Origin of the sequence: Salinimicrobium terrae DSM 17865 (assembly GCF_000424665.1) — a bacterium.
Lineage (GTDB): Bacteria > Bacteroidota > Bacteroidia > Flavobacteriales > Flavobacteriaceae > Salinimicrobium > Salinimicrobium terrae.
This window is the reverse complement of sequence record NZ_AUKI01000020.1, coordinates 314,761-340,882: the sequence shown is the minus strand read 5'-3', so window position 1 is coordinate 340,882 and position 26,122 is coordinate 314,761. Positions and strand designations below refer to the sequence as shown.

At 42.0% G+C, this 26,122-nt stretch carries 24 protein-coding genes; 3 read left to right on the top strand and 21 right to left on the bottom strand.

Annotated elements, in window-relative coordinates:
* Positions 1-211: 211 nt before the first annotated feature.
* The gene (locus tag H148_RS0110780; protein WP_029034523.1) at positions 212-1,177 is read left to right on the top strand and encodes an IS110 family RNA-guided transposase; all 966 of its coding nucleotides are present in this window, start codon (positions 212-214) and stop codon (positions 1,175-1,177) included.
* A gap of 589 nt (positions 1,178-1,766) precedes the next feature.
* On the opposite strand, the gene H148_RS0110770 is transcribed toward H148_RS0110780, so the two are convergent.
* The 15 genes from H148_RS0110770 to H148_RS0110690 all read right to left on the bottom strand — a co-directional run bounded on the left by H148_RS0110770 (position 1,767) and on the right by H148_RS0110690 (position 15,338).
* On the bottom strand, positions 1,767-2,945 hold the full coding sequence (locus H148_RS0110770) for a tyrosine-type recombinase/integrase (RefSeq protein WP_037325034.1): 1,179 nt from the start codon (positions 2,943-2,945) through the stop codon (positions 1,767-1,769).
* A gap of 220 nt (positions 2,946-3,165) precedes the next feature.
* The gene (locus H148_RS17715) at positions 3,166-4,308 is read right to left on the bottom strand and encodes an App1 family protein phosphatidate phosphatase (protein WP_051286380.1); all 1,143 of its coding nucleotides are present in this window, start codon (positions 4,306-4,308) and stop codon (positions 3,166-3,168) included.
* A 162-nt stretch (positions 4,309-4,470) separates the two neighbouring features.
* Positions 4,471-5,304 (bottom strand): oxygenase MpaB family protein, encoded by an 834-nt coding sequence (locus tag H148_RS17710; protein WP_245583419.1) that lies wholly within the window; start codon positions 5,302-5,304, stop codon positions 4,471-4,473.
* A gap of 42 nt (positions 5,305-5,346) precedes the next feature.
* Entirely contained in the window at positions 5,347-5,616 is a 270-nt protein-coding gene (locus tag H148_RS0110755) for a hypothetical protein (protein WP_029034809.1), read from the bottom strand.
* A 26-nt stretch (positions 5,617-5,642) separates the two neighbouring features.
* Entirely contained in the window at positions 5,643-5,927 is a 285-nt protein-coding gene (locus tag H148_RS0110750) for a hypothetical protein (protein WP_037325068.1), read from the bottom strand.
* Positions 5,928-5,965: 38 nt separating this feature from the next.
* Positions 5,966-6,364: a hypothetical protein gene (locus H148_RS0110745; protein WP_029034807.1), complete on the bottom strand. Its 399-nt coding sequence runs from the start codon at positions 6,362-6,364 to the stop codon at positions 5,966-5,968.
* Between the two features lie 124 nt (positions 6,365-6,488).
* Positions 6,489-6,821, bottom strand: coding sequence for a hypothetical protein (locus H148_RS0110740; RefSeq protein WP_037325032.1), 333 nt, complete (start codon positions 6,819-6,821; stop codon positions 6,489-6,491).
* Between the two features lie 72 nt (positions 6,822-6,893).
* Complete coding sequence (locus H148_RS0110735; RefSeq protein ID WP_029034805.1) at positions 6,894-7,193, bottom strand: winged helix-turn-helix domain-containing protein; 300 nt, start codon at positions 7,191-7,193, stop codon at positions 6,894-6,896.
* A complete protein-coding gene (locus H148_RS0110730) occupies positions 7,190-7,804 on the bottom strand; it encodes a hypothetical protein (protein WP_029034804.1) in 615 nt (204 codons plus the stop codon). The genes H148_RS0110735 and H148_RS0110730 overlap by 4 nt, the downstream gene beginning before the upstream one ends.
* 243 nt (positions 7,805-8,047) lie before the next feature.
* A complete protein-coding gene (locus H148_RS0110725) occupies positions 8,048-9,319 on the bottom strand; it encodes an adenylosuccinate synthase (RefSeq protein WP_029034803.1) in 1,272 nt (423 codons plus the stop codon).
* A gap of 11 nt (positions 9,320-9,330) precedes the next feature.
* Positions 9,331-9,786 carry a Fur family transcriptional regulator gene (locus tag H148_RS0110720; protein WP_029034802.1) on the bottom strand — a complete coding sequence of 152 codons (456 nt, stop codon included), beginning with the start codon at positions 9,784-9,786 and terminating at the stop codon, positions 9,331-9,333.
* 24 nt (positions 9,787-9,810) lie between these two features.
* The gene (locus H148_RS0110715; RefSeq protein WP_029034801.1) at positions 9,811-12,012 is read right to left on the bottom strand and encodes a RelA/SpoT family protein; all 2,202 of its coding nucleotides are present in this window, start codon (positions 12,010-12,012) and stop codon (positions 9,811-9,813) included.
* Positions 12,013-12,054: 42 nt separating this feature from the next.
* On the bottom strand, positions 12,055-13,287 hold the full coding sequence (locus H148_RS0110710) for a M48 family metallopeptidase (RefSeq protein WP_029034800.1): 1,233 nt from the start codon (positions 13,285-13,287) through the stop codon (positions 12,055-12,057).
* Between the two features lie 505 nt (positions 13,288-13,792).
* The gene (locus H148_RS18745) at positions 13,793-14,284 is read right to left on the bottom strand and encodes an endonuclease domain-containing protein (protein WP_211222988.1); all 492 of its coding nucleotides are present in this window, start codon (positions 14,282-14,284) and stop codon (positions 13,793-13,795) included.
* A 214-nt stretch (positions 14,285-14,498) separates the two neighbouring features.
* Positions 14,499-15,338, bottom strand: coding sequence for a TrmH family RNA methyltransferase (locus tag H148_RS0110690; protein ID WP_029034797.1), 840 nt, complete (start codon positions 15,336-15,338; stop codon positions 14,499-14,501).
* 108 nt (positions 15,339-15,446) lie between these two features.
* On the opposite strand from H148_RS0110690, the gene H148_RS0110685 reads away from it, so the two are divergent.
* On the top strand, positions 15,447-15,890 hold the full coding sequence (locus H148_RS0110685) for a hypothetical protein (protein ID WP_051286378.1): 444 nt from the start codon (positions 15,447-15,449) through the stop codon (positions 15,888-15,890).
* A 160-nt stretch (positions 15,891-16,050) separates the two neighbouring features.
* On the opposite strand, the gene H148_RS0110680 is transcribed toward H148_RS0110685, so the two are convergent.
* The 3 genes from H148_RS0110680 to H148_RS0110670 all read right to left on the bottom strand — a co-directional run bounded on the left by H148_RS0110680 (position 16,051) and on the right by H148_RS0110670 (position 21,467).
* The gene (locus tag H148_RS0110680; RefSeq protein WP_037325029.1) at positions 16,051-17,364 is read right to left on the bottom strand and encodes an amidohydrolase family protein; all 1,314 of its coding nucleotides are present in this window, start codon (positions 17,362-17,364) and stop codon (positions 16,051-16,053) included.
* A gap of 10 nt (positions 17,365-17,374) precedes the next feature.
* Positions 17,375-20,332: an amidohydrolase family protein gene (locus H148_RS0110675; RefSeq protein ID WP_029034794.1), complete on the bottom strand. Its 2,958-nt coding sequence runs from the start codon at positions 20,330-20,332 to the stop codon at positions 17,375-17,377.
* A gap of 64 nt (positions 20,333-20,396) precedes the next feature.
* Positions 20,397-21,467, bottom strand: coding sequence for a DUF3810 domain-containing protein (locus H148_RS0110670; RefSeq protein WP_029034793.1), 1,071 nt, complete (start codon positions 21,465-21,467; stop codon positions 20,397-20,399).
* A 247-nt stretch (positions 21,468-21,714) separates the two neighbouring features.
* Between H148_RS0110670 and H148_RS0110660 the strand changes: the two genes are divergently transcribed.
* The gene (locus H148_RS0110660; RefSeq protein ID WP_029034792.1) at positions 21,715-23,178 is read left to right on the top strand and encodes an aminoacyl-histidine dipeptidase; all 1,464 of its coding nucleotides are present in this window, start codon (positions 21,715-21,717) and stop codon (positions 23,176-23,178) included.
* Between the two features lie 72 nt (positions 23,179-23,250).
* Here the strand turns inward: H148_RS0110660 and H148_RS0110655 are convergent, their stop codons facing one another.
* The 3 genes from H148_RS0110655 to H148_RS0110645 are packed head-to-tail and all read right to left on the bottom strand — an operon-like array spanning position 23,251 to position 25,964.
* The gene (locus H148_RS0110655; protein ID WP_029034791.1) at positions 23,251-24,372 is read right to left on the bottom strand and encodes a peptidylprolyl isomerase; all 1,122 of its coding nucleotides are present in this window, start codon (positions 24,370-24,372) and stop codon (positions 23,251-23,253) included.
* A 15-nt stretch (positions 24,373-24,387) separates the two neighbouring features.
* Positions 24,388-24,951, bottom strand: coding sequence for a gliding motility-associated peptidyl-prolyl isomerase GldI (gene gldI, locus H148_RS0110650; protein ID WP_029034790.1), 564 nt, complete (start codon positions 24,949-24,951; stop codon positions 24,388-24,390).
* The gene (locus H148_RS0110645; protein WP_029034789.1) at positions 24,948-25,964 is read right to left on the bottom strand and encodes a DHH family phosphoesterase; all 1,017 of its coding nucleotides are present in this window, start codon (positions 25,962-25,964) and stop codon (positions 24,948-24,950) included. The genes gldI and H148_RS0110645 overlap by 4 nt, the downstream gene beginning before the upstream one ends.
* Positions 25,965-26,122: the final 158 nt, after the last annotated feature.

The window sequence follows — 26,122 nt, the reverse complement described above, 5'->3', positions numbered from 1 at the left end:
AGCATCTTAAGTTTGATTTCTTAACTTTTACTAACTAATCAGAAAGAACAAAAGAGAGGAGTAAGGTTATGTTAAGCATAGGAATATTAAATCCGTAAACATTGAAAACCCCCTCTCTTTTCTACTTCAATTTCGTTCAGTTCTATGAGACTTTGATCTCGTTTTTAAGATGTTGAAAGCAAAGTAGGCGTCCTTTCCAAATCAAGTATCTATGAATAAATGTAACCAAATTTATGGAGTAGACATCAGTAAGAATGTATTTGATGTTGTGGACTCTAAAGGAAATCATTCTCAGTTCAAGAATGATGCTAAGGGATTCAAAGCTTTTCAGAAAGCACTTCCTGGTGATGCCTTAGTTGTAATGGAGGCTACAGGGTATTATCACTACCGGCTGGCTCAATTCCTTTATGAACAAGGTGTAATGGTCTCCGTTGTAAATCCGCTGTCAGTTAAGAGATTTATTCAAATGAAATTATCTAAGGTAAAAACAGATAAATCTGATGCTAAAGCTATCTGTGAATATGCCACGGTAAATGAGGTTCCATTATATACTGCAAGAGACAAGAACCAGGCAGAATGCCTACAGCTCCTGCGCCTGATCGATACTTACTTAAAACAAAGCACAGCTATCAAGAATAAGCTGCATGGAGAGAAAACCCTGGGAAAACCATCTAAAACAGTATATCATTCTTTAAACCGCTCTCTAAAAGCCGTGCAGAAAGAAATCCAGATCCTAGAGGACCGCCTATTGGAGATCGTTAAAGAAGAACAACAGAAACAGTTAACTCTACTTAAAAGCATTCCGGGTTTAGGCAAAAAAACTGCTATTATGTTAATCGTTTTGACTGATGGTTTTTCCAACTTTGAAAACGCCAGCCAACTCTGTAGCTACACCGGAATTACTCCTACACTACGCCAATCAGGAAGCAGCGTGAGGGGTCGAAGCCGAATAACCAAAATAGGCAATACAAAGCTCAGAAACCTTTTGTTTATGTGCAGTTTTTCAGCTAGTAAACACAACAAAGCCTGCAGGGAGATCTATGAAAGAATTATAGCAAAAGGGAAAAGTAAAAAACTGGCTCTAATCGCTGTATGTAATAAATTACTCAAGCAGGCATTTGCAATTGCAAAATCAGGTTTGCCTTACCAGGAAAATTTTGTTTCGAAATTAGCTTAGAGAACCTTGTTTTTTAACTCAGTTCTTTGTTTTTATACGTTGTTACCAAATGTGCCGCCCGCCCGAGTGAGCCGCTTCGCTTTTAAATCCGCGGGTTATGCTTTTAAAGTTTAAATTTTATTACCTCTCAAAAAAGGCTTTTTCACGTCCGGTTTTTCTCCGCTTGAGTGAGAAAGTCCGCTGTATTTCTTTCTTTCTAAAACTTAGATTTTCTTACCTCTCAAAAATGATATTTTCAGCTCTTCTTTTTTTTCCGCCTGAGTGAGAAGTCCGTTCCTATTTTACCATTTAAAATTCAATTTTTCTTACTACCAAAAAAAGACATTTTAGAGATCGGCTAAATTTCTATCAGTATCCAATTTTAAAATGGCTTTTTATGTTTATAAGAGAGAAATATTAAAACCATAAAAACTAAACCAAAAGCTGAATAAATCAATTTTAGTGAATTATCATTCGTGCTAAATACTTGAAATAGCATTGTAATGAACAACAGAATTAATCCAAGAATGTAAATTAGATTTTTTATTATCACGTTTCGTTTGTCAGCGGCATTTTTGGTAACTGGTTATATCAAAACGAATATAGTTTTTTATCTGTTAAATTTGCGGGATAACAACATGTTTTCATGACTTTTATCAGAATGCATCATCTCCTTAACGGTGACATCCAATGGGCTCTCTATCTTTAAAATGTCTTTGCGGGAGACATGGGTGTAGATCATCGTAGTTTCAGGTTTAGAATGCCCAAGCAACTCCTGGATATAACGCAGGTCTATTCCATTCTCAAGCATGTGCGTGGCATAAGAATGCCTCAATGTGTGTGGGGTGATTTTCTTATTGATCCCTGCGCGCCGGCAGGATTCCTGTAGAAAGGCGCGAATGCTTTGGGCACTGTACACTCCACCGCCCTGGCCTTCGGCAAAATATATTTGCGGGGTGTAGGTGGTAAGATAATTATTCAGCAACGGCAGCATACTTTCAGCCAAAACTACCACGCGGTCCTTGCGTCCTTTGGAATTCTTGATCATGATTTGCCGCCGTAGAATGTCGATTCTGGCAAGTTTTAACTCCAGGAGTTCCCCAATTCGTAAGCCGCCCGAGTAGATCATCGCCAGGATAGCCCGGTGCTTCAGGTTTCGGGTGGCCCGCAACAGGGAAATCACTTCTTCTTTCGATAACACAGTAGGTAAGTATCTGCTCTTTTTAGGTCGCTTCATATCATTAGGTTCAATACTCCCGCAATCATAAAGCTCCAGGAAATGTTTGATAGCACTAATACATTGCCTGTGAGTGCTAAGCGCATAGTTTTCTGAAGCAATACGCTGCTCAATAAAAAGCTCAATATCCCTGTGGATAAGTTCAGAAACAGGTTTTTCACCAATGAAGTCTACCAGCTTCAGGATAAAATTATAATAAGTCCTTACACTGCTGGCACTAAGTCGCTGTCCACGTAAGTAAGCCACGTATTCATGCAGGATTTTCTTTTGACCCCGGCTGAACTGTGGGGTTGGTCGTGACCTTTCCTTCTGTGGGAAATTAAGATTTTGCAAAGCATTATCATCAATATTGATGTTGTTGGCCCTTAAACTCGTGTAGAGTAGGTGCTTGTTTTCTTCCGAATTACCTGTGTAGTAACAGGATTGGGTAGAGGACCACTTTACATTTTTTTGCTCTTTAAGCACAGCCTTAATTTCGGAATGGAATTCGAAGCGTATAGCTATTTGCCACTCATTCCCGTCAAGGAATGGAGTGAGGCTGACTTTTTTCATATTGCTGATTTTTAGATAAATATAATCTAAAACAGCTTCGGAAAAAGTGCGTTTTTTCCTGCTTCTGAAAGCACAGAAGCTTGATCAAATCCTGAAATATTCCAAACCCTGCTGAAGTTAATTATAACAAAACTATAATTGGCTCACAGGAAAAAGTATAAGGTAAAGCTTATCCTACATTGTATCCCCAAATCAAAATTGATGTCCAACATTCAATATTTTAGTCTTTGGCATCCTCTTCACAACTTTTCCTAATGGAATCGAGCTGGTCTTTATTGATCCAACCCATTCCCAGTGCGTGTCGCGCGGCAGAGAATGTTTCCTCAAGGAGTTTCATTTCTGTATCTCCTTCTTCCACCTTTCCTTTTATTTGTTTTATCTCCCGGTCGCGTTTATCTTTTGTGACGTCTCTAATATAAATTGCCAAAAGCCGGTTTGGATATTGTTGCTCGATCCTTTGGTAGATCTCGGCGTCCTCCTGGCCGCTGTCACCAATGCAAATAAATTTTTGCTCGGGATAGGTGTCCAGGATGTGTTTTATCTTTTGCTGTTTGTATTGCTCGTCTCCTGTTTCCAGTTTCCCCTTATCTAAACCCGAGCCTTTGTCCTTTAGCAGTAAAGGTCCTGCGGGAATGTCGTGATACTCCATGAAATTCACCAGGAGATCATAAAGATTCCACTCGCTTCCCGAAACATAAAAAACAGGATTATTTCCCTTTCCGTCACGTCCCAGTTTTAAAGCGTGGAGAAAAGCACCAATCCCGGGAAAAGGTGTCCTGTCCGATGCGTCCTGCAACAGCATTAACTTCAGCTTTTCGAAAAAGTGGTTGATCCGGGAGATCATTATCGTATCATCAATGTCAGATATCACACCAAATTCTGGGTTTTCTCCCGGCACGAAGATCTGGCCTTCAGCCGTCTTGTAGTCGTCTTCAGATTTTGTTTCCAGAAGTTCAAGCTGTACTTTTTTCCCGGCTTTTCGGTAATCAATGGGTTCATCAAACCTAAACTCGACTTCAAAATACCCTTCTGAATCGGTTTTTGTTTTGATATTCTTTCCGTTAAATGAAGCTTTAATTTTAATATGAGGGATTTCATCTGTCTCATATCTCCTGAAAGTATCTTTGAGATGGCCAGCGACGGACTGATCTTTGGGTTGATCTGAAATTTTCTGCTCCTCCATCACGCGACCTTTGATAAAAACGTAATTTTCATTTCCAAAGCCACGGAAAGGCATTATTTTTAAAGGCTCAAGGAGATCGAACCGCTTTTTAAAGCTAATCCTTTTTTCAGTAAACAGCTCTTCTGCCCGGGAGAGGGCATTTTTCAATTTTTCCTTCAGTTGTACACGGGACCTGGCCATAAGGAGTTGATTTTAATTGATTTTCAGAAATATTTCTGAAGCTTATCCTTTTTAAAATAAGATTTTTCAGAATAATTTCCAAGCTGCTGCACACCTTGAACAATAGAAAAAAATAGGCGTCAAAAATGGCATTTTTGGATCCCTGTTTGTTGAGAAGAAAGTTTAAGCTTTAGAAGTTTTTCGGCTTAATTCTCCAAACCTGTCCAATTCCCTAATTTCCTCCTTATAATCTGACGGAAGAAGAAGGGATTTTATAAGATGATCAAGTTTTAAATTCCGACTCGCTTTATAGGCAACTAGAGCGGGAGGAATCAAAGGATTTGGTTTAATTTCGAGCAAATCTTTAACCCGGCGTGGACAAACCAACTCCTGAACCTGCAATAGGAACCAGTATCGCACGGGGCCGAGATGTTTTCGGTATTGCTTGTACAGGTCAATACTGTATTTGCCTTTTTCAAGATCCCGCTCCAGGTGTGCTTCACGATCTGGCAGCCATTCCTTATAATTAGCAGGCAAATCTTCTATTCCCATTCCGAGACCTACGCGATAAAAAACGTCGAAAACTTCCTGTTTTTCGGCTACTGTAAGTTTTTGCTCCAGTAACTCATAGGCACGAATGGAGTATCCAATAAGCATGTACAGCACGTCCCGGTAAGCCCACTGCGGAATTTTGCTCCTGCGCTTGTTTTCAACGTCTGTATGAACCGCATTGATTCTGTGTATGGCCGCCAGGGCTTCCTCCCGTGGCAGGAATACGATTTGACGTGCATAAGACACAGTGGAAAAAAGTCGCCCCAATGGATCGGCGGGAAGTCGGCCCGTGAAATAAAGCCAGTCTACAGCCTTGTTCAGGGCAAATTCTGCAGAGGCGCCTGCAAAGATGAAAAGGATCGTATCACTCTTTCCCCAGATCTTCCTTACGACCGACTTTTCCTTCACAAAATATTCCATAGCTGTATTGTATTTCAAATTCCCTTTATGCAATAAACCGGCCATTGACCAGATTTTACTTGTCAATTTTTTGTTACCTCAAGGTCTTTACAGTCCGTACATTTCAGCAAGGTCGCTTACCCCAAGAGTAAACCAGAAGATTATCACAGCAAGCACAACCAGGATAGGAAAGGGAATTGAAAACCCTAATCTGTGTCTAAAGAGTTTTTCGACCGGTGGAAAGAAAATTAGGGAAAGCAGGATATAGATCAGGCCCGGTACAGGATGAATCAAAATCAGGTTCAAAACCCCGAGGGTTAGGATGATCAATCCCAATAACCAGGAAACAACAGTAGATAACTGAAGTGAATTTTTCATAAGATCTTCTTTTAAAGTGAATCAAACTAACTGCCGGCAAAGGGAGTACCAAATATCCCAACGGCCAATTCTGCCCATACAAGGAAGAGGACGCCAAGAATTGCTGCCGCATAAAACACTCGTTTTTCATTGCTTTTTACTTTTCTCATCATAAGTTCAATGCAAATGCCGGTGCCGTAAAGCAGGATACCCATAATGATAAAATCAAACAGGTCCCAGTCAACTTCGGCGGTGAATTGCATTGCAATTAACGGCAGGAGTAAAATAAATGTTGCGGTGAGCATAATACCCGTTACTCTTTTGTTTTTCATGATCATGATTGTTTAGGTTATTTATTAGAGTTTGTAAATTATTCGTGGATCTTGATCCATTCAATCAGGCTGTCTTGCGTAAACTTGACAACCATAGTCTTCGTATGAATAGGCCACAGGCTAAGACGTTTTTGTTCAACCCTGTAGAACAGGTAATTCGTGTCGATCCTGTCTGGTTCTCCCAAAAGATCCAGCACCTCATTTCTTTTAAGGCTGCGAAAATCCTCGTCGGTCATCAGGTCCTTCAGCATTCTGTTTCTATGAGGATAATCGAAACCATCTTTGGTCTTCCATTTTTCAGGACTGAAGATGCTGCCATTTTCGGCTGCGGAAGTAGTTTCAGTTACTTCTGAAGGATCTTCAGCTTCAAACTCTGCGTCGTTTTTGCAGGCCAGGCAGAGTAAAAGAATTAGGGTATATAAAATGGTTTTTCTCATTATATCAATTAAAGGTCCGCTTAAACGGAGTTCTGTTGTTTCGGTACAACTCTTCTAGCTGTCGCGGATCATTGAGATTTGAGAGGATCTGGTCTTTCATGTCGTTTATTTTAGGTGTGGAATACTAGTCCCAAAGTGTACCGGCCAGACCGTAGACGCTGCCCAGCCACAGGATGATGAGACATCCGAAAAGGCTAAGAATAATTCCCAGCAGTTTTAGGGCTCCTCCCTGCCGGCGCAACAGGTGCATAAAATCAAAAAAGGCTCCGGCAATGGCTCCTGTTATAGGAACAACTATCATTGGTCTCGCCTTCCAGTATTCCGGCCATTCATGATCGGGATTGTCTACTCCAATCACGAAGAACGTGATGAAGACAAAACCAATAAGAGCGCCGGTGAGCATCCTCCATACTAAAGCTTCTGTAAACAGTTTTTGATGTAATTTAGTTGGTGCCATAATATTCAGATTTAATGGTTATTATATTTTATAAAAGTACTTTGAAATTCAAAGTATAAGAGCAAAAAAATTTTATTTCTGTGATCTTATCAATTTTTCAAGCGCCGCAAGATGCTCTTCAAAAGCTTTTTGTCCTTCCTTTGTAATGGAATACCTGGTATTGGGTTTTCGATCCACAAACGACTTTTTTACAGTCACAAAATCTTCCTTTTCCAGGGCCTTCAGGTGACTCGCCAGGTTTCCGTCGGTCACCTCAAGAAAATCCTTAAGGGTAGAGAAATCCAGCGAATCATTAACGGCCAGGGCTGACATAATGCCGAGCCTTATCCTGCTCTCAAACGCCTTATGCAAACCATCTATAGATATTTTCACCCTTCGTATTTGTAATTCACATAGATCCCGTAAATAATATGCATCACACCAAAACCGGCAGCCCAAAAGAAGAGGCTGTACTGCGTAAAATAAACCGCCATTAAACCCAGAACCAATTGAATAAAACCAAAATATTTCACATCGCTGTAGGTAAATTTACCCGCATTATACAAAGCAAGACCGTAAAAAATAAGTGTTACGGGTGCCAGCAGCATTACCAGCCCTTTAGCTAAAAGTATAAGTGCTAAAATTCCTCCGGTCAACAGGGGAACAGCCATATTCACCAGCATTCTTTTTGCCGCCGGATTCCAGACCTTTTCCCCACGCTTCCTCGCCTTATGGATGGACAGGATCACAGCTGTCGCTATGGCCAGGACAAGCACTATGATGCCTGTCAAAAGAAGATTCCAAATCTGCTCCCTTGAAGGTATTCCTAAAATCAGCGCCTCCTGATTATCAAAAATTTCAAAGATGAAATAAGCCCCGACCAAAGCATAAAGCCCAGCCATTACTCCCGAAATACCACTAAGGGAAAGGAATTTTGTGGAGCGTTCCATAATGGCCCGTATCTCCTTTAAGTCCTGCATATAGTCTTCTTCTTTTTTCTTCATTTAAAAGTACTTTGTAATTCAAAGTTAATAAATAAAATTCTATTTGCAGAAATTTTTTTTGTCCAGGTGTGGAAATAGGAAAGAAAAGCAGAAGGCTGTCTAAAAAGCTATTAAAACGTCATTCTGAATTTATTTCAGAATCTTATGGATCTGGTTTCAGAACCAATTAGAACCTGAAACAAGTTCAGGTTGACCTAAATCTGGCTTTTAGACAGCCTACGGGAAAAGTTGTTTAAAAACCCTTTAGAGTTCGATGGTCTGTAGCCTGTCCGGGCCTACAGAAACGATCTTAATAGGGATCTCCAGTTCTTTTTCTATAAAAGAAATATATTCTTTCAGTTCCTGTGGCAGTTCATCTGCAGAGGATAGTTGAGTAAGATCTTTATCCCAACCTTTAAAACGAGTATAGATTGGTGTTACATTCTCATGTTCAATATTGTATGGGAGGTGAGTGATCTCTTCGCCACGATAATTATAGGCGGTACAGATCTTCAAAGTTTCAAACCCGCTCAAAACATCAGCCTTCATCATGATAAGCTGCGTGACACCACTTACCTGAACGGCATATTTTAGGGCCACCATGTCAAGCCATCCACAACGGCGGGGTCTTCCGGTAGTTGCTCCAAATTCTTTTCCAATGCGTCCCATAGTTTCTCCGTCCTCGTCAAAAAGTTCGGTAGGGAAGGGACCACTGCCAACGCGGGTGGTGTAAGCTTTAAAGATCCCGAAGACTTCTCCAATCTGGTTAGGCGCTACACCCAGTCCCGTACAGGCTCCTGCTGCTGTGGTGTTGGAGGAGGTAACGAAAGGATAGGTTCCAAAGTCTATGTCCAGCAAAGAACCCTGGGCTCCCTCTGCAAGTATTGTTTTTCCATTTTTCTGAGCCTGGTACAAATACTCCTCACTGTCTATGAATTGAAGTGATTTAAGCGTTTCTATGGCTTTGAAGAATTCAGATTCCAATTCTCCCAGGTTATACTGTACATCTACGTTGTAGAAGCTAATCATCGCTTCATGCTTATCGGCAAGATTGCGGTATTTTTCTTTCCAGTCGCTTAGTTCAAGATCTCCCACACGAATTCCATTCCTGCCGGTCTTGTCCATATACGTAGGGCCAATTCCTTTAAGCGTGGAACCAATTTTTGCTTTTCCTTTTGAAGCTTCACTTGCTGCGTCCAGCAATCGGTGCGTAGGCAGGATTAAATGCGCCTTTCTGGAAATAATGAGTTTCTTTGTGTAATCAACCCCCGATTTTGTTAGGTTATCGAGCTCCCTCTTAAAGATCACAGGGTCTATTACCACGCCGTTACCCACAAGATTTATTGCCTTTTCATGGAAGATGCCCGAGGGAATGGTGTGAAGCACATGCTTCTGCCCATCAAATTCTAAGGTATGTCCGGCATTGGGACCTCCCTGGAAGCGGGCGATGATATCATATTGTTTGGTAAATACATCTACAATTTTTCCTTTTCCTTCATCTCCCCATTGTAATCCAAGAAGTAAGTCTACTGCCATAAAAGTTCAGGTTATTCGGTTGTTTTTTTGTTTCCGTAAAAATATAAGGAATGTGTACTGATTTCGATATTAAAGACCTCTTCGATAGTCTGTTTGATCGACTGTATGCGTGGATCACAAAACTCTATCACTTCCCCGGTATCGGTCAAGATTATGTGGTCGTGATTGCGGTCAAAGTATGATTTTTCATACTGCGCCTGGTTATTCCCGAATTGATGCTTGCGCACAAGTCCGCATTCCAGGAGAAGTTCAATAGTATTATACAAGGTAGCCCGACTCACCCTGTATTTTTTGTTTTTCATTTTTATGTACAGAGATTCAATGTCAAAATGTTCATCACTATTGTAGATCTCCTGCAGGATTGCAAAACGCTCGGGAGTTTTGCGATGTCCCTTCTCTTCCAGGTACTTTGTAAAAACATTTTTTACGACTGCCTGGTCGTTCTTACTGACTGATTTCTTGCTCATAATTATGGGTGCAAAGGTATAAGATTATTCACGTGAGACCTTATCTATACCGTTTATTTTTTTAAGGTGTTCCATTAATTTCTTTAGGATACTGTTGTTTTTTACCACTACGGTGATCCTCCCGGTGAAAATTCCGTCACTACTGTCAAAGTTGATGTTCTTGATGTTGACATTCATGTTATTGGAGATCTCCCGGGTTACATCATTTACAAGTCCAATATTGTCTATTCCCGTTAATTTTATCACAGCCTTGAACTCTTCCTGGGTAGAATCTTTCCATTTTGCCTGTATGATCCTGTAGGCGAAATTGCTCTGTAACTGGATAGCATTCGGGCAATCCTTTTTATGAACCTTAATGCCTTCACTTACCGTAATAAATCCAAAGACACTATCCCCCGGAATGGGATTACAGCAGTTGGCCAGTTTATAATCCAGCACTTCTTCCTCTCGTCCAAACACCAGTTGATCGTATTTGGCAGTGATTTCATCCCTGTCGATATCTTCTACAGTGGGAGTCTTCCTTATTTTGCTTTTAAAGAAGCTTACCAACGCATTGCTTCGGGAAGCGGCATAATCCTTTAACTTCTGGTTATCAATAATCCCAACTCCAACCCGGTAAAATAGATCCAGACTGGTCTTCAGTTTAAAGAAAATCACAAGCTCATTCACCGTTTTTTCATTGAACGGAATCTTTTGAGCCCGTAGCTTTCTGGTGAGGATTGCTTTTCCTTCTTCTGCAATATTTTTCTTTTCTTCCTTTAAAGAAGACTTGATCTTTGCCCGGGCTCTGGCTGTGGTGGCATAATCCAGCCAGTTTGAATTTGGTTTTGCTTTTTCTGAAGTAATGATCTCCACCTGGTCCCCACTGTGAAGGGTGGTACTAAGAGGAACAAGTTTGCCGTTAATTCTGGCCCCGCGGGTTCGTAATCCTACTTCTGTATGTATGCTGAAAGCAAAATCTAAAGGGGTAGCTCCCTTAGGGAGGGATTTTAATTCCCCTTGCGGCGTAAATACAAAGATCTCTTTTGAGTATAAATTGAGCTTGAATTGCTCTACAAAATCCACAGCGTTTACCTCGGAATTCTCCAGTGCCTCCTGAAGTTTGTTTACCCATTCCTCCAAACTGTCTTCCCCGTTACCTTCTTTGTATTTATAATGAGCGGCATAACCTTTTTCTGCGATCTCATTCATGCGTTCACTGCGTATCTGCACTTCTACCCAACGTCCTTTTGGCCCCATTACCGTAATATGCAAGGCTTCATAACCTGTAGACTTAGGGGAGGAGATCCAGTCGCGAAGGCGGGTAGGATTAGGTCTAAAATGATCTGTCACTATAGAATAGATCTTCCAGGCCAGGAATTTCTCATTGGCAGAATCAGATTTGTAAATGATCCTTACTGCAAATTTATCGTACACCTCGTCAAAACTTACGTTCTGGTTCTTCATCTTTCGTCGTATCGAATAGATGGATTTTGGTCTTCCTTTAATGGTGTACTGCATTTGCTCCCTGTCAAGGGAGTCTTTGATCACCTGGTTAAATTCCCCGATATAAGCATCCTGTTCCTCTTTGCTTTCCCGGATCTTTTGCAGGATCTCATTGTAAACTTCAGGTTCGGTGTATTTCAACCCCATGTCCTCAAGTTCGGTTTTTATATTGTAGAGTCCAATGCGGTGGGCCAGGGGAGCGTAGATATAAAGTGTTTCTGAAGCTATTTTCTCCTGCTTGTCTGTCCGCATGGAGTCCATGGTCTGCATGTTGTGCAGGCGGTCGGCGATCTTGATGATGATCACACGTACATCGTCGTTAAGCGTAAGCAGCATTTTCCTGAAGTTCTCTGCCTGCAGGGAAACATCTTTGTCATGCTCCAGGTGAGAGATCTTTGTGAGGCCATCGACAATTCTGGCCACTGTTTCTCCAAAAGTCCTGTGAATGTCTTCAAGAGTGTAACTGGTATCCTCAACCACATCGTGGAGCAGGGCAGCAGCAATAGAAGTCGCATCGAGACCAATTTCTGAAGCCACTATTTTAGCAACAGCAATAGGGTGGAAGATATAAGCCTCCCCCGATTTTCTCCGTTGGTCCTTATGGGCATCAACCGCTACGTCAAAAGCCTGCCGAATAAGCTTTTTATCTTCTTCGGAAAGGTTTTGGTAGCTAATGCGCAGCAATTTCTTATACTGCTGGGCAATCTCCTTGTTTTCTTTTTCTATAGCGGCTTCCGTCATCATGATCTAAAATTACAATTAAGATTGAAAACAGGCAATTAATTACTTCTGCAGGTTCCTGAAACGTTTGTACAGCGGCGGGTGAGAATAATGCACAAATACGTATGCAGGATGCGGAGTAAGATTGCTTAGACTGTTCTTTGACAGCTTCTTCAATCCCGTAATCAAAGGTTGTGCCCTATAGGTGTTTTTAGCGAAATTGTCTGCCTGGTATTCAAACTTCCGGGAGAGATAATTCATGATGATCCCGGTAATTTCTGAAATTGGGCTGTAAAGAATTCCAAAAGCCACAAGTCCAATGTGAAAGCCCGGCTGTTCCACGCCCAGTGCTGCGGAAAGTAGTGGGTTTCCCACGAAGAGGGAAAGAATCCATAGAGTCAGTCCCGTGGTGAGGATACTTATAATAAGGTTAATGATAATGTGATTCTTTTTATAGTGTCCCACTTCATGCGCGAGTACTGCCACAATCTCCTCTTCTTCAAGATCATTTATCAAAGTATCATAGAGTGTCACCCTTTTTTCATTTCCGAAGCCGGAAAAGTAAGCATTGGCCTTGGTGCTTCTTTTAGAGCCGTCTATCACAAAGATCTTCTCCAGAGTAAAACCTTCTTTATGAGCATAGGCCTCTATTTTGTTACGCAGAGATCCTTCCTGTAAGGGAGTTTGCTTGTTAAATAAAGGAACAATAAGCTTTGCATAGAACATATTTAAAAATATACTGAAAATTGCTACCAGAACCCAGGCGTACCACCAGAAACTATCCCCTGCAAATTGATAGAACCAAACGATAAGAGCCAGGATCCCCCCGCCAAGAACGATCATCATCCCCCAGCCTTTTAGTTTGTCTAAAATGAAGGTTTTTGATGTTGTTTTATTAAAGCCGAATTTTTCTTCGATCACAAAGGTATCGTACCAGGAGAACGGCAACGACAACAGGTCACTGCCAATCATGATGATCCCGAAGAAGATGAGAGCAATGACGATGGCATTGTCCGAAACCGACCTCGCGATGCTATCTACATAGTCAAAACCGTCGAGAAACAGGAACAGGAGCAGTACAATTAGGGAAAAGGTGGAAGAAACGATCCCGAATTTGTAATTCGCTTTCTTATACTGCTGAGATTTTTGATATTCTTCTTCATTAAAAACATCCTGCAGGGAATCGGGTACAGGATCGTTGTAATGATTTGCATTCAATGCATCCAGAATCTTTTCTATAAGAAAATCGATCAGGATTATTCCAACTATAATATAAAACAGGGTACTTGCAGTCAAGGTTTTGGTTTTAAGAGCTAATATAAATCAAATTCCAAATTCCAGGCACTTAAATTCCAGGCACCAAATTCCCAAAAAATTCTCTCTTCTGTTCGTGCTCTATGTTATATCGAAAGGTGTCCCCTCCTTCGGAGGGGTGCCTGAAGGGAGGGGTGGGGAAGAGAAAATTCCTTCTTTGAAATGCCAATTTGAATAAGGATTAGTGCTAAGTCTATATAGGATTAAGATGTCTTCCTGAAGTAATAAAATTTCTATGTTCTATTCGTACCTTAATTTTTATTGGAAATTGTCCCCTCCTCCGGAGGGGTGCCTGAAAGGCGGGGTGGGGAAGAGGAAATTCCTTCTTTGAAATTCCAATTTGAATAAGGATTGGTGCTAAGTCTATTTAGGGCAAAGAATGTGCTCCTGAATTGATAAAATTTCTCTATTCTATTCGTACCCCAATTTTTATCAGAAAATGTCCCCTCCTCCGGAGGGGTGCCTGAAAGGCGGGGTGGGCCATTTGTTACGAATAATGCCCTACGATGAAATTCTTTAAATTCTCCATTACCCGTTCAACATCCATCATAATTTCAGTGGAACTTATTTTCCACACCTGTAATCCTAATTTTTTAAAATATGTCTCCCGACGTTCATCGTATTGGATTTTCTCATTATGACTTGCTCCGTCTATTTCTATAACTAAGCCTAGTCCCTTAACATAAAAGTCGACAATATATCTACCAATTACCCGCTGCCTGTCAAAATCAATATTATAAAATTTCCTTTTATGGACCTGTTGCCAGAAGACTATTTCTGGAAGATTACCCATTTTACGCAAAGCTCTTGCTCGTAGCCTTAGGTTCTTGTCTGCAGGAAGATAAGGTTTGTTAATGCTCTTAATAGGAAAAGTTTCGATGGTAGTGAGAATATTTATGTTTTCTCCCACCCCGGCCTGCGGCCACCCCTCCGAGGGAGGGGACTGTTCAGATGATGTTTTCGTTTTCTTACCAGCCACATCTTAAGATAATATTTCTGTTCGGAAATGACTAATCCTCTAGTAGTAATCTGCGACTTCTCTTTTCCCTCCCCTCCTCCGGAAGGGTGCCTGAAAGCGGGGTGGGGAATGGGAGAAATTATTTTTAAACCAATATTCAAAAACCTCTCGACTCCGCTCGAGGTGACCGCGGGATATGGCAAAACACAACCCGCAACTCCAAAATCCGCAACTTTTATAATTTTGAATTTTGAATTTTGAACCCGGAATCGCGCCGCAGGCGTTGCCTTTTCGCCTCAAAAATCAGGATACCGGCAGCTACCGAAACATTCATGGAATCAATTTCTCCCTCCATAGGAATAATAATATTTTGGGTGGTGTTCTGCAGCCATTCCTCACTCAAACCGGTAGCTTCTGTGCCTACGATTATTGCGCTGGCACCGGTAAAATCAACAGTATGATAGGGAACAGAGGCCTGTAGTGCGGCTCCAAAAAGGGCAATTTTATGTTCCTTTAAAAAAGCAATAACTTCTGAAGTACTGCCGGTGGCGATCCTGTTGGTGAAGACGCAGCCTACACTGCTGCGAATAATGTTTGGATTAAAAATATCGGTTCTTGGATTGGCAATCAGCACCGCATCTACCGCCGCGGCATCGGCAGTGCGTAAAAGGGCACCGATATTTCCGGGTTTTTCGGGGGCTTCGGCAACCAGGATCAGCGGATTTTCGTTTTCGATGATCAAACTCTTTAGCGATAGCGCTTTAGCAGCTACAATCGCAATTACTCCTTCGGTACTTCCGCGGTAAGCGATTTTCTCATAGACTTCCGAAGAAAGTTCAGTGAGTTCAACAGGTCCTGAAACAGAAGAAAGAAGATTTTGCGCTTTTTCAGCAGGAAATAATTCCGAAGTAAAATATACCTCCTTCACTTCATAGCCGCCTGTGATCGCAAGACCTATTTCCCGAACCCCTTCTACTGTAAAAGCATTTTCTTTTTTGCGGGCCCTGGCTTTCTCCTGTAGTTGAAGAAGCTTTTTTACCGTGGAATTTTGCAGACTGCTGATGAATTTTTGCATAAAAACAAAGATAGAAAAACCGCAGGTTTGAAAGGGAAGCGTACCGCCCCCGGACATCAGATTTTTTAAAGTGCCTAAAAAGAGCTAAATTAACTGAAAAACAATCAGATGGAAAAAAACAACCCAATCAAGAAGGCTTTGCCAATGAAGGATGCTTTTAGGGTCCTCAGCTTTATTTTTGCCGCTATTATGATAAGCGCTTGTAGTAAGAAGGTAACATTTCCCGTTTCCGATGTAGTACCTGCAGCCGAGGCGGTGGTAAAGGTTGAAAAAGATGATAACAAGAATTTTGAGATCGACCTCGAGGTTAGCAATCTTGCAAGTCCTGACAGGCTTACTCCTGCGCGGCGGCATTATGTGGTATGGATGGTGACCAGGAAACATGGTACCATAAATATCGGGAATCTTGACATTAACCGGAAGAACAATGGGGAATTAAATACCAGTACCGCATACGAACCCATTCGCATCTTTATTACTGCCGAAGATGACAGCAAGCCGGTCCTGCCTTCTACACAGGTAGTACTCAATTCGGGAGATTTTGAAGTATAAAAAAGAGGCTGTTTAAAAGCTACTGACCCGTCATTCTGAATTTATTTCAGATTCTTTTTGATCTGAATATAAAACTCATAAGAACCTGAAACAAGTTCAGGTTGACGAAAAATAAAACTTTCAAGACAGCCTCTCCTTTCAAAAATGACATTTTAAGGAACTATTTCTTTTCCTGTTGTCCATATTTTTTAGTGTACCTTTTGGCCAGTTCTGTCTGGTGACTTTCCAGGCTTATCTCGCGTCCCTGAATAAAGGCATGAGAGATCTTGTTGGTTCGCATATCAAGTGCGTCTCCATCGCTAATGAACAGTGTAGCATCCTTACCGGTCTCCAGTGATCCAAGGCTATCATCGATGCCAAGGATCTTTGCAGTATTTGAAGTGATCATTTTTAAAGCTTCTTCTTTGCTCACCCCATAGCCCGTAACAGTACCTGCGTAAAAGGGCAAATTACGACTGTTCATTCTTTCCATGCCTCCGCTGGTTTCCAGTCCCACGAGAATTCCCTGTTCGTTGAGAAGAGAAGCCAGTTTATAGGGCAGATCATAATCCTGATCTTCCATTTGAGGCGTCTCATGAACGCGACCTACGAGTACCGGAATGTTCGCCGCTTTAATTTGATCGGCTATTTTATAAGAGTCGTATCCGCCCACAAGCACTACATTTTTCAACTCATGCTCTTTTTTAAAAGCCAGCATGTCTATAAGTTCCTTTTCGGAATTAGCGTGAATATATATCCGCTTGTTTCCGTTAAACACTTCTTCCATGGCCTGGAAAGGCAGATTCGCCTTTTCCTGAGGCCCGGCTAAATAGGCTTTGGCGTTCACAAAGAAAGAAGACAATTCCTGAAGGTTTTTAGAATAATCATCATTGGGTTTTATTCCGGGATCTTCCCCGGCCCACCAGCGGCCTCTGCGAACACTGTTCGGCCAGTTGATGTGCAGGCCGTCATCTTCTTTTAGTACGGCATCTTCCCAGTTCCACGCGTCAAAATGCACGATCGAAGAAGTTCCGGAGATCCTGCCGCCCCGCGGAGTGATCTGTCCTACCAGAACGCCGTTGGGACGCATACTCTCTACTACCTGGCTCTCTGCATTATAGGCGATTAAACTGCGCACGTGTGGTAAGAGTTCTCCCAGTTCGTCTTCATCATCAGATTGTACTACGGCATCGATCTCTACAAGACCAAGCGTTGAGTTTGGAGAGATAAAACCCGGATACACATGCTTTCCCTTTGCATCGATAATAGTACCGGGATATTGTTGATTTGTTGAATTAGCATCAGTCACTGTGGTTAATTTCCCATTCTGGAAAACAATCAGGCTGTTTTCGATCACTTCCCCGTTACCAATGTGGGCGGTGGCGCCCACAATAGTTATCGCCCCATCCTGTTGTGGCGCCGGAGTCTGTTGTGCTATTGCCGAACCTGCCAAAAGGAGCAGGACCGGAAGAATATATTTTTTTAAATTTTTCATAATTCTATTTTTACAGAGTGTCACAGTGCATTTCTTCTTTCTTCGATTCCTTTACCGGCTGGGTTTTCAAGCCGTCGTTCTTAGCTTTAAGCATCTGGGTAGTTAATAGATTTCTCTGCTTCTCTACCTCTTTACGAAGCTGTTGATCTCTTTCCAAATCAAAATACACCACTCCTTCAATAAGTGTTTTCTCTGGTTTTGCGTAAACCGAAAGTGGATGCGCATCCCAAAGCACCAGGTCGGCATCTTTGCCTTCCCGGATACTGCCCACACGGTCATCAATGTGTAGAAGTTTTGCAGGATTGAGCGTAACAAATTTCCATGCTTCTTCTTCAGAAATGTCTCCGTATTTTACACTTTTTGCAGCCTCCTGGTTCAATCTTCGGCTCATTTCGGCATCATCACTATTAATGGCTACCGTTACGCCTGCGTTGTGCATAATTACAGCATTCTGCGGGATGGCGTCTTTAACTTCATATTTGTATGCCCACCAGTCAGAGAAGGTAGATCCTCCCACGCCGTGTTCTGCCATTTTATCGGCCACCTTGTAACCTTCAAGGATGTGCGTAAAGGTGTTAATATTAAAGCCGTATTGTTCTGCAACTTTCATCAACATGTTGATCTCACTTTGCACATAAGAGTGTGCAGTTACATAACGTTCCCCGTCAAGGACCTCCAGGATAGTTTCCATTTCAATATCTTTCCGGTAAGGTTTCCCGCTGTTCTTTAGTTCTTCATATTCACGGGCGCGCGTGAAATAATCCACAAATACCTGTTCCACTCCCATTCGGGTTTGTGGGAATCGGGAATTGCTGTCCCAGTTTGCCTGCTTTACGTTCTCACCCAAAGCGAATTTGATGAACTTCGGAGAATTATCGAAAATCATTTCTTCGGGAGTTGCACCCCATTTCATTTTCAGAATGGCCGATTGTCCACCAATTGGATTAGCCGATCCATGTAACAGTTGCATAGTGGTTACTCCCCCGGCGAGGTTCCTGTAAACACCAATATCATCGGGGTCTACCACATCTTCCATCTGCACCTCGGCAGAAGAATTATGTCCGGCCTCGTTAACAGCCGATGCTGCAAGGTGAGAATGTTCATCAATGATCCCTGTGGTAAGATGTTTCCCGGTTGCATCAATTACTGTAGCTCCACGGTCACTAAGATTCTTACCTACTTCTGCAATCTTTCCATTACGCACCAGGACATCTGTGTTTTCCACAATTCCCTGGTCCTCATTCGTCCACACCGTTGCATTTTTAAACAGGATATCCTGTTGCTTCGGAATGTTCTGAAATCCAAAAGCCATGTTTGGGAAAGTTACCGGCAGTACCTCATGAAGGTCGGCTGGTTTATTTTCTTCTTTTTCTGAAGCTTCAGCAGTTCTGGTAGCAGTAAAAGTAGTTTGGGTACCATCTCCTAAAATGGCTTTTCCGCTGAAGTTTTTTGCGTCGTCAGAAATTCTGGCACTCAAACGGGTATATTCGGCTATGGTAGTATCGGGAGCCGAAAGCAGGATGTTAACCCAATTGTTCTTGTAATTTACCTTAGAACCTATCTTGCTGTTGTTGGCTTTAACCTCAGCTTTTGGTTTGGAAGGTTCTCCCGAAATTTTGATTTTATAGGTGTTACCGGCTACATTAACATCATACGTTCCATTGAGGCTTACCAAGTCAATATCTTCAAATATTTCTCTTTTGCCCTGAACCCAGTTTTCATAAAGAGTAGTTTCTTTATCAAAGAAATCTCCTGAGGTGATGATGAGGTTTGCCCAGGCACCTTCCTTTAAAGTCCCAAGCTTATTTTCCTGTCCAATTAATTTGGCGGGAACAGTAGTAAGTGCAGCCAGCGCATCTTTCCTGTCCAGCCCGTATTCCACCGCCTTTAGCAGGTTCTCTCTGAAATTCTTTTCTGCGTCATGAGAAGTAATGGTATAAGGCACTTTCTTTTCCGTTAGCATTTTAAGGTTTGCCGGTGCCTGGTTCCATTCTTTCATATCCCCCAGGGTGGCATAGTTAGCCATGTAAGGATCTTCCATGTCAAATGGTTCCGGGAAATTTAATGGCACTATAAAAGCTGCATTGGTCGCTTTAACAGCATCAAGCCGCTCAAATTCTTTTCCGCTTCCCACGATCACGTACTGCACGCCAACTTCATCTCCAACTTTATCGGCACGAAGTTCATCGAGTAAATTATCTGTTTTGAAGATCTGGAGCAGGTTTTTGTTCTCATTAAAAGCTTCAAGAGCAAGATCTTTATTATCTGCATTGCCCTGCGCATACCAGTCTGCATCCAAATAAGCCTGTCTTAATAATGCCATAGCTCCCATTTTAGAGGAAGGGTAAACCTGTTTGGATTTTGCACTTTTTTCAAAAGAGAAATATTGAGCAGACTCCTCATCGAGAATCCTGTCTCCTTCGGTCCCTTCGGAATTTAGAGCGACCAGCATTCCGGTACCACGGATAATTCCGTCGGGCATGTGCGTATTGACTACTCCGAAGCCAAGCTTCCGCAGCTTTTCAGCTTCTTCCTTATTGTAAGTGAAACTTTCCAAAGCTGAAGTTTCCGGCCTTACGTGGTCATTCCAGTAATAACCCTCACGACCAGCATCATACTGCGGATTTCCGCTGTAAGGGCTGCCGCCGGTGCTTTCGGGTTTTTTAATCCCGAAGCTCGTATAAAGATCAATAAAGGATGGATAAACAGTTTTTCCTTTTAGATCAATTACCACAGCGTTTGCAGGAATTTTAATGTTTTTACCTACGGCAGTGATCTTCCCGTTGCGCATGGACAACATCCCGTTTTGAATAACATTGGAAGGATCTACATAGATATTGGCGTTCTTAAGAACAGTGAAGTTTGTATTTTCCTGTGCCTTTACGGCATCATTCTTTGGAAAATACTCCTGCGCCTGCAGACCAGTTACGGCACTAAATAGCAGGCAAATTAAAAATTTGATTCTCATAAAATAGTCTAGGATTGAAATTTTGAGCGGGTAAGTTAGCAAAAAAAAGATAATGCCAGGACCCTTACAATTTACCTCGGTCTTTATGGTAATTAACAAGGAGCGCCACCACATAGCTGTAACTTCTCATGCCTTCCGGCTGATTATTAGCTACAAGAAAAGAATTGTAGGCAAACATGAAAATGGGTTCAAAAGGATTTCTATGACGCTCCCAGAATTCCCGTACTTCGCGGTAATTCTCCTTAATTCCGAAGTTTAGTTCTTCAGCAAGCTCTTCAGCAAGTACAGGATCACGACGATATAGTTCACTAAGGCAGTAGCTAAGAGCAAAGGTATAACCCGAATAATTAAAATATTTATCGGGATGGTTCATGGTAGTGAGACACGCAAGGAAATTAGCTTCATTTTCTTTGGCAAAACCCAGCTGGTGACCTATTTCATGACTTGCCGTAGTGGGAATTTTGTAAGGTACTATTTGAGTATTCACCTGCCCTTCATTGGTAAGCGGATTTAAATATCCGTTGAAACCCATATAAGTTAGCGGAATGCTGTAAAGAGATCTTTTAAGGCTGGGAATGTTGTAATCCAGCTCCGGAAAATCATCTTCTATATTCTGGTATCCTTCCATGGAAAGCTCCAGGATCTCAGATTTCGAATAAGGAATATCCACTTTTAAAGAGTCGTTGCCGGTGATGGAAAGCTGTAATTCATTGGAGGTAGCAATAAGTTCCCGGGTTAGTTCCACGAGCTCTTCTGTGGTGTAATCATTTTCGATTTCCAGGGCTGCATGCAAGGGCAGGCGGTAATAGTTAAAGCCCCAGAACAGGTTAAAGCAAAAGTAGATAATGGAAAGTGTTGCAAGGGAATTCAGGATCCAGCGCAACGGATCTTTAAATCTCTGTTTTATTCTTAAGACCAGCCAGCGAATAATCATGATGACTAAAAGCGCATACAGAAAATCTCCCAGGGAAAAAGGCAAAAAACCAAGGCCTCTCCTTAGCAGCGCAGAGGTAAAAGGATAGATCCCGTTACTGTACCATTCCTCAACAAAAAACGGATATTTGCCCAGGATCCTGTTTAGTAGGATTTGCAGGGGTAACAAAATGGCAAGAATTATAGCTACTTTTTTCTTCACCTTTCAAAAATAGGATTTTTTCAGAGGCAAGAGTTAAGAATCAAGAGACAAGACTTCATTTTCTGATGAAATAAAAAACTCGAATTTAATACACAGACTGTGACGGGTTGGGAGTTGGATCTGTTGGATGAAAATCAGTATTTTTCATTTCCCTCCACTCCGCCGGAGGGGGTGCCTGAAAGGTGGGGTGGGGAAGAGGTCGATGTTTTCTTTCTTATCTTTGCTTAAAACAGAAAAAACTGACATAATGAATGAAGAAATAAGAGCTTTGGAACCTAAGTCACTCTGGAATAAATTTGCCGATCTCAATGCAGTGCCGAGACCGTCCAAAAAAGAAGAGCGGGTTATTGAATTCATGAAAGCCTTTGGGAATAAACTCGGGCTTGAAACCGAGGTGGATGAAGTAGGAAACGTCATCATAAGAAAACCTGCCACTCCCGGAATGGAGGATAAAAAGATGGTAGTGCTGCAATCACACCTGGATATGGTGCATCAAAAGAACAATGATTCTAATTTTGATTTTGAGAATCAGGGGATCGAGATGTTTGTGGACGGCGATTGGGTGAAAGCTAAAGGGACTACGCTTGGGGCCGATAACGGCTTGGGTGTGGCAACTATGATGGCGATCCTTGAGAGCAATGAGATAGAACATCCTGCTCTTGAAGCGCTTTTTACCATTGACGAGGAAACAGGAATGACGGGAGCCATGGGATTAAAACCGGGAGTTTTAAAAGGTGATATTTTACTGAATCTTGATACAGAAGAAGATAATGAAATAGGAATAGGTTGTGCCGGCGGAGTAGATATTACTGCTTCCCGAACTTATAAAGAAGAATCCGTACCCGCCGATTCCCTTGCTTATCAAGTTGTGGTGAAAGGTTTACAGGGGGGACATTCAGGGATGGATATAATCAAGGGATTAGGTAATGCTAATAAGTTAATGAATCGTATCCTTTTCAATGGTTATGAAAACTTCGGAATGAGGATAGCATCCATTAACGGTGGCGGACTCCGTAATGCTATACCCCGTGAGAGTGAAGCGGTAGTAGTCGTGGAAAAGATCCAGAAAGAAGATTTCACTGCCCAGGTGGGAAAGATCATTCAGGAAATTCAGCAGGAATTCAAGTCGTTGGAGCCAAAGCTGCACATTGAAATTTCAGAAACCGAAGCTCCCGAAAAGGTAATGGAATTGGGAGTGCAGGAACTTTTACTAAAAGCCCTTTACGCCATTCCTAATGGAGTATATCGAATGAGCCCGGATATTGACGGGCTGGTAGAAACCTCGAATAACGTAGCTCGTGTAACTGTCAAAAATGGCAAAATTGAAGTGCTTTGTTTGACCCGCTCTTCTGTGGAGTCTTCCAAAACAGATCTTACTAACAGCATACGTGCAGGCTTTGAACTTGCAGGCTGCGAGGTTGAACTCTCGGGCACTTATCCGGGTTGGGCACCAAATATGGATTCTCCCATTCTAAAAGTGTTGGATGAGCTGTATCAAAAGATGAATCCTGATAAACCGGACATTGCTGCCTGCCATGCAGGACTTGAGTGCGGAATCCTCGGAAAAAATTATCCCGAAATTGACATGATTTCCTTCGGACCAACGATAAGAGGAGCACATTCTCCAGATGAGCGTGCGAGCATTTCCTCTGCGCAGAAGTACTGGAAATTTGTACTGGAAGTCCTAAAAAATATCCCGCAGAAGAAATAGACCTTCGGAAGCATAAACAACAAAACCTCCCAAAATTTTTTTCTGGGAGGTTTTTTGTTTTGGATTTATCTTCTATTCCTGGATATCTACCAGCTCAATTTCAAAAATTAAGTCGGCAGCTGGTGGAATAACAGGGGGAGCACCGCGGTCGCCATACCCTAAATGTGACGGAATAAATAACACTGCTTTATCTCCTACCTGCATTTGTTGAACACCTTCTTTAAAACCGGGGATCATTGGGGCATCTTTGCTGTAAAGCATCGCCATAGGCTCATAACCTCCCATTTGTTGTCTTCTTTCATTAAGCATACCTGCTTCTTCGGCTACTTCGGCGATATTGGTATCAAAAAGTTCTCCTGAACTTAAATAACCTTTGTAGTTGACCCTTACAGTATCTCCCTGTTGTGGCTTAGGTCCTTCTCCTTCTTCAAGAATGGTATAATTTAAACCGCTTTCAAGTTCTTTTGCTTCAGCTTTTAACTCTTCAAAACGCTGGATACTGGCGGCACGTCGCTCTTCCATCTCCCTGTCCTTAACTTCGGCTTCATTTTTAAAATCCTCCAGTTCTTTTGAAAGGACTTCGGAAGCATTAAAATTTTTGGCATCTTTTCCTTTACGGATAATTTTTACTTCCTGCATTACCACTTCCTCAAGAGGACGATCATTAGGACCTGTTTCAACGTTTCCAATGGTTTCAATTACATCCATGCCTTCCACAACTTCCCCAAAAACGGTGTGTAATCCATTTAACCAGGGAGTTTCTTTAAGAGTGATAAAAAATTGACTTCCATTGGTATCAGGTCCCGAGTTGGCCATAGATAGAATTCCTGCAGAGTCATGAGTCAAAGTATCCACGATCTCATTTGGAAATTTGTAACCGGGGCCACCGCTACCGGTACCCTCAGGATCTCCTCCCTGGATCATGAAATCCCCTATTACGCGGTGAAAAACAAGACCATCATAAAAAGGTTTCTCGCGGTATTGTTCTTCTGCCATTGTGCTTTCACCTTCGGCAAGGGAAACAAAACTGGCCACGGTCATCGGTGTTGCCTGGTAAAAAAGTTCTGCAATAAAAGTTCCTCTGTTGGTCTTGAATTCGGCATACATTCCATCTTCAAGTTCAGGATAATCTTCATTACAGGCAGTAAAGGCAAGTAAGATACTGCTTAAAAGCAAAAAACTGATTTTCTTCATTTGTAAATTAATTTTTTAATTATTGTTTTCCTGGTTAGTTTCAGATTCTTCTGAAATATCTATAAGAGTCACGGTAGAGATCACCGGAACATCTGATCCTATTCTGTTTTTGTCCCCGTAGTACCCAAAAGCTTTATGAGAAGGGAACAGGAAAGTCACTGTTTCTCCTTCTTTCATAAGTTTAAGTCCCTGCCGAAGACCACTAAAAAGTTGTTCCCTGTCAATGGCATAGGTGCGGGGTTTGATCTCTTCATCACTGTAAATACTCCTGCCATCAAGAGTTGTGAGGTTGTAGTCAAATTCTACCACGTCACCAAACTCGGGAGTCTTGGTTGAGGTCGTATCTTTCGTGTTGTAATAGTACCAGAAACCATTAGGCGAGGACAGGTATTCACGGGTGGAATCTGTCTCTATGATCGTCTGGATACGGGCTTCTTCTTCGGCTACGATCTTACGATTTCGCTCTACGGCTTCATTAATATATGAACCCGATTTTTGTGTCACGGGTCTTCTGGCTTCGGGTGACTTGCAGGAAAACATCAGCAAGCCCGTCAGCAACATTAAAAATTTCACTTTCATAGTGCCAGGTTCGTTTTATAGGTGGGCAAGATACTAATAAATTTATCAATTGTTTCCTGCATAGAGAGATCACTTTTACCTCCCGCGGCATTGATATGGCCGCCTCCTTCGAAATAGCGCCGGGCAAAATCATTGACTGAAAAAGTGCCTTTTGAACGAAGGGAGATCTTAATAATCTTATCGGCCTCATTTTCTATAAAAATAGCAGCAAAAACGATTCCTTCTAATGAAAGCCCATAGTTTACAAAACCTTCTGTGTCTCCTTTTTTGAAGTTATGCCTGTCCAGCTCCTCCTGCGTAAGTGTTATGTATGCAGTTCGTAAACCTTCCACTATTTTCAAATTCTGAAGAGCACATCCCAGTAACTGCAGCTGCCCGTAGGAACTGGTGTCGAAAACATTTTCATGGATGGAGGTGTTATCTGCTCCTTTTTCGATAAGATCTGCGATCACACGATGGGTTTGACTTGTGGTGGAGCGATACCTGAAGGACCCTGTATCGGTCATGATCCCTGTATAGAGGCAGGTGGCGATTTGTGGAGTGATTTTGTGAGCCAATCCAATATTCTCTATAAAGTGGTACACCATCTGGCATGTGGAGCACATGGTTACATCACTGTAAGTCACTTCAGCATAATCATCGGGTTGTTGATGATGATCTATCATAATAAAAGCAGCTTTTGCTTCCTGGAGAGGCTTGTACATTTCCCCTGCCCGGGAAAGGTGGTTAAAGTCGAGCGTGAAGATCACATCTGCCTCAGCAATAAAATCGTTGCACTTTTTCGCCTCTTTCTCGTAGATAAGCACTTCTTCCTGATAGGGCATCCATTTTAAAAAATCCGGATAAGCATTAGGAGCAATAAGATGTACATAATGACCCTGTCCTTCAAGGAGGATCTTAAGTGCAAGTGTGGAGCCCATTGCATCACCGTCGGGGCCTTTATGCGGAACAATAACAATCTTTTTTTTGTGGTCGAGCAATTCCTTTACCCGGGAAATATCCTGATTTGTCATAGATTGCGAAGATACCGAATATTTGAGGATTCAAAAACTTTAGACCGGGGTTCCAAAAAAGGCATTTTAGCCTAGCATTTTTCAAAAACATTGAATAAAAGCCTAAGCACCTTGTATATGGGATTGTTTTGACTATTTTTGCACGCAAATAAAAAATT

Excerpts from the sequence above, each read along its gene's own strand:
- H148_RS0110770 (WP_037325034.1), bottom strand. The coding sequence starts at position 2,945 with ATGAAAAAAGTCAGCCTCACTCCATTCCTTGACGGGAATGAGTGGCAA.
- H148_RS0110690 (WP_029034797.1), bottom strand. The coding sequence starts at position 15,338 with ATGCAAAAATTCATCAGCAGTCTGCAAAATTCCACGGTAAAAAAGCTT.
- gldI (WP_029034790.1), bottom strand. The coding sequence starts at position 24,951 with ATGAAAGTGAAATTTTTAATGTTGCTGACGGGCTTGCTGATGTTTTCC.
- H148_RS0110715 (WP_029034801.1), bottom strand. The coding sequence starts at position 12,012 with ATGACGGAAGCCGCTATAGAAAAAGAAAACAAGGAGATTGCCCAGCAG.
- H148_RS0110745 (WP_029034807.1), bottom strand. The coding sequence starts at position 6,364 with ATGAGAAAAACCATTTTATATACCCTAATTCTTTTACTCTGCCTGGCC.
- H148_RS0110660 (WP_029034792.1), top strand. The coding sequence starts at position 21,715 with ATGAATGAAGAAATAAGAGCTTTGGAACCTAAGTCACTCTGGAATAAA.
- H148_RS17715 (WP_051286380.1), bottom strand. The coding sequence starts at position 4,308 with ATGGCCAGGTCCCGTGTACAACTGAAGGAAAAATTGAAAAATGCCCTC.
- H148_RS0110680 (WP_037325029.1), bottom strand. The coding sequence starts at position 17,364 with ATGAAAAATTTAAAAAAATATATTCTTCCGGTCCTGCTCCTTTTGGCA.
- H148_RS0110675 (WP_029034794.1), bottom strand. The coding sequence starts at position 20,332 with ATGAGAATCAAATTTTTAATTTGCCTGCTATTTAGTGCCGTAACTGGT.
- H148_RS0110725 (WP_029034803.1), bottom strand. The coding sequence starts at position 9,319 with ATGGCAGTAGACTTACTTCTTGGATTACAATGGGGAGATGAAGGAAAA.
- H148_RS0110730 (WP_029034804.1), bottom strand. The coding sequence starts at position 7,804 with ATGAAGAAAAAAGAAGAAGACTATATGCAGGACTTAAAGGAGATACGG.
- H148_RS0110780 (WP_029034523.1), top strand. The coding sequence starts at position 212 with ATGAATAAATGTAACCAAATTTATGGAGTAGACATCAGTAAGAATGTA.
- H148_RS0110750 (WP_037325068.1), bottom strand. The coding sequence starts at position 5,927 with ATGAAAAACAAAAGAGTAACGGGTATTATGCTCACCGCAACATTTATT.
- H148_RS0110645 (WP_029034789.1), bottom strand. The coding sequence starts at position 25,964 with ATGACAAATCAGGATATTTCCCGGGTAAAGGAATTGCTCGACCACAAA.
- H148_RS0110685 (WP_051286378.1), top strand. The coding sequence starts at position 15,447 with ATGGAAAAAAACAACCCAATCAAGAAGGCTTTGCCAATGAAGGATGCT.
- H148_RS0110655 (WP_029034791.1), bottom strand. The coding sequence starts at position 24,372 with ATGAAGAAAATCAGTTTTTTGCTTTTAAGCAGTATCTTACTTGCCTTT.
- H148_RS17710 (WP_245583419.1), bottom strand. The coding sequence starts at position 5,304 with ATGGCCGGTTTATTGCATAAAGGGAATTTGAAATACAATACAGCTATG.
- H148_RS0110755 (WP_029034809.1), bottom strand. The coding sequence starts at position 5,616 with ATGAAAAATTCACTTCAGTTATCTACTGTTGTTTCCTGGTTATTGGGA.
- H148_RS0110720 (WP_029034802.1), bottom strand. The coding sequence starts at position 9,786 with ATGAGCAAGAAATCAGTCAGTAAGAACGACCAGGCAGTCGTAAAAAAT.
- H148_RS0110740 (WP_037325032.1), bottom strand. The coding sequence starts at position 6,821 with ATGGCACCAACTAAATTACATCAAAAACTGTTTACAGAAGCTTTAGTA.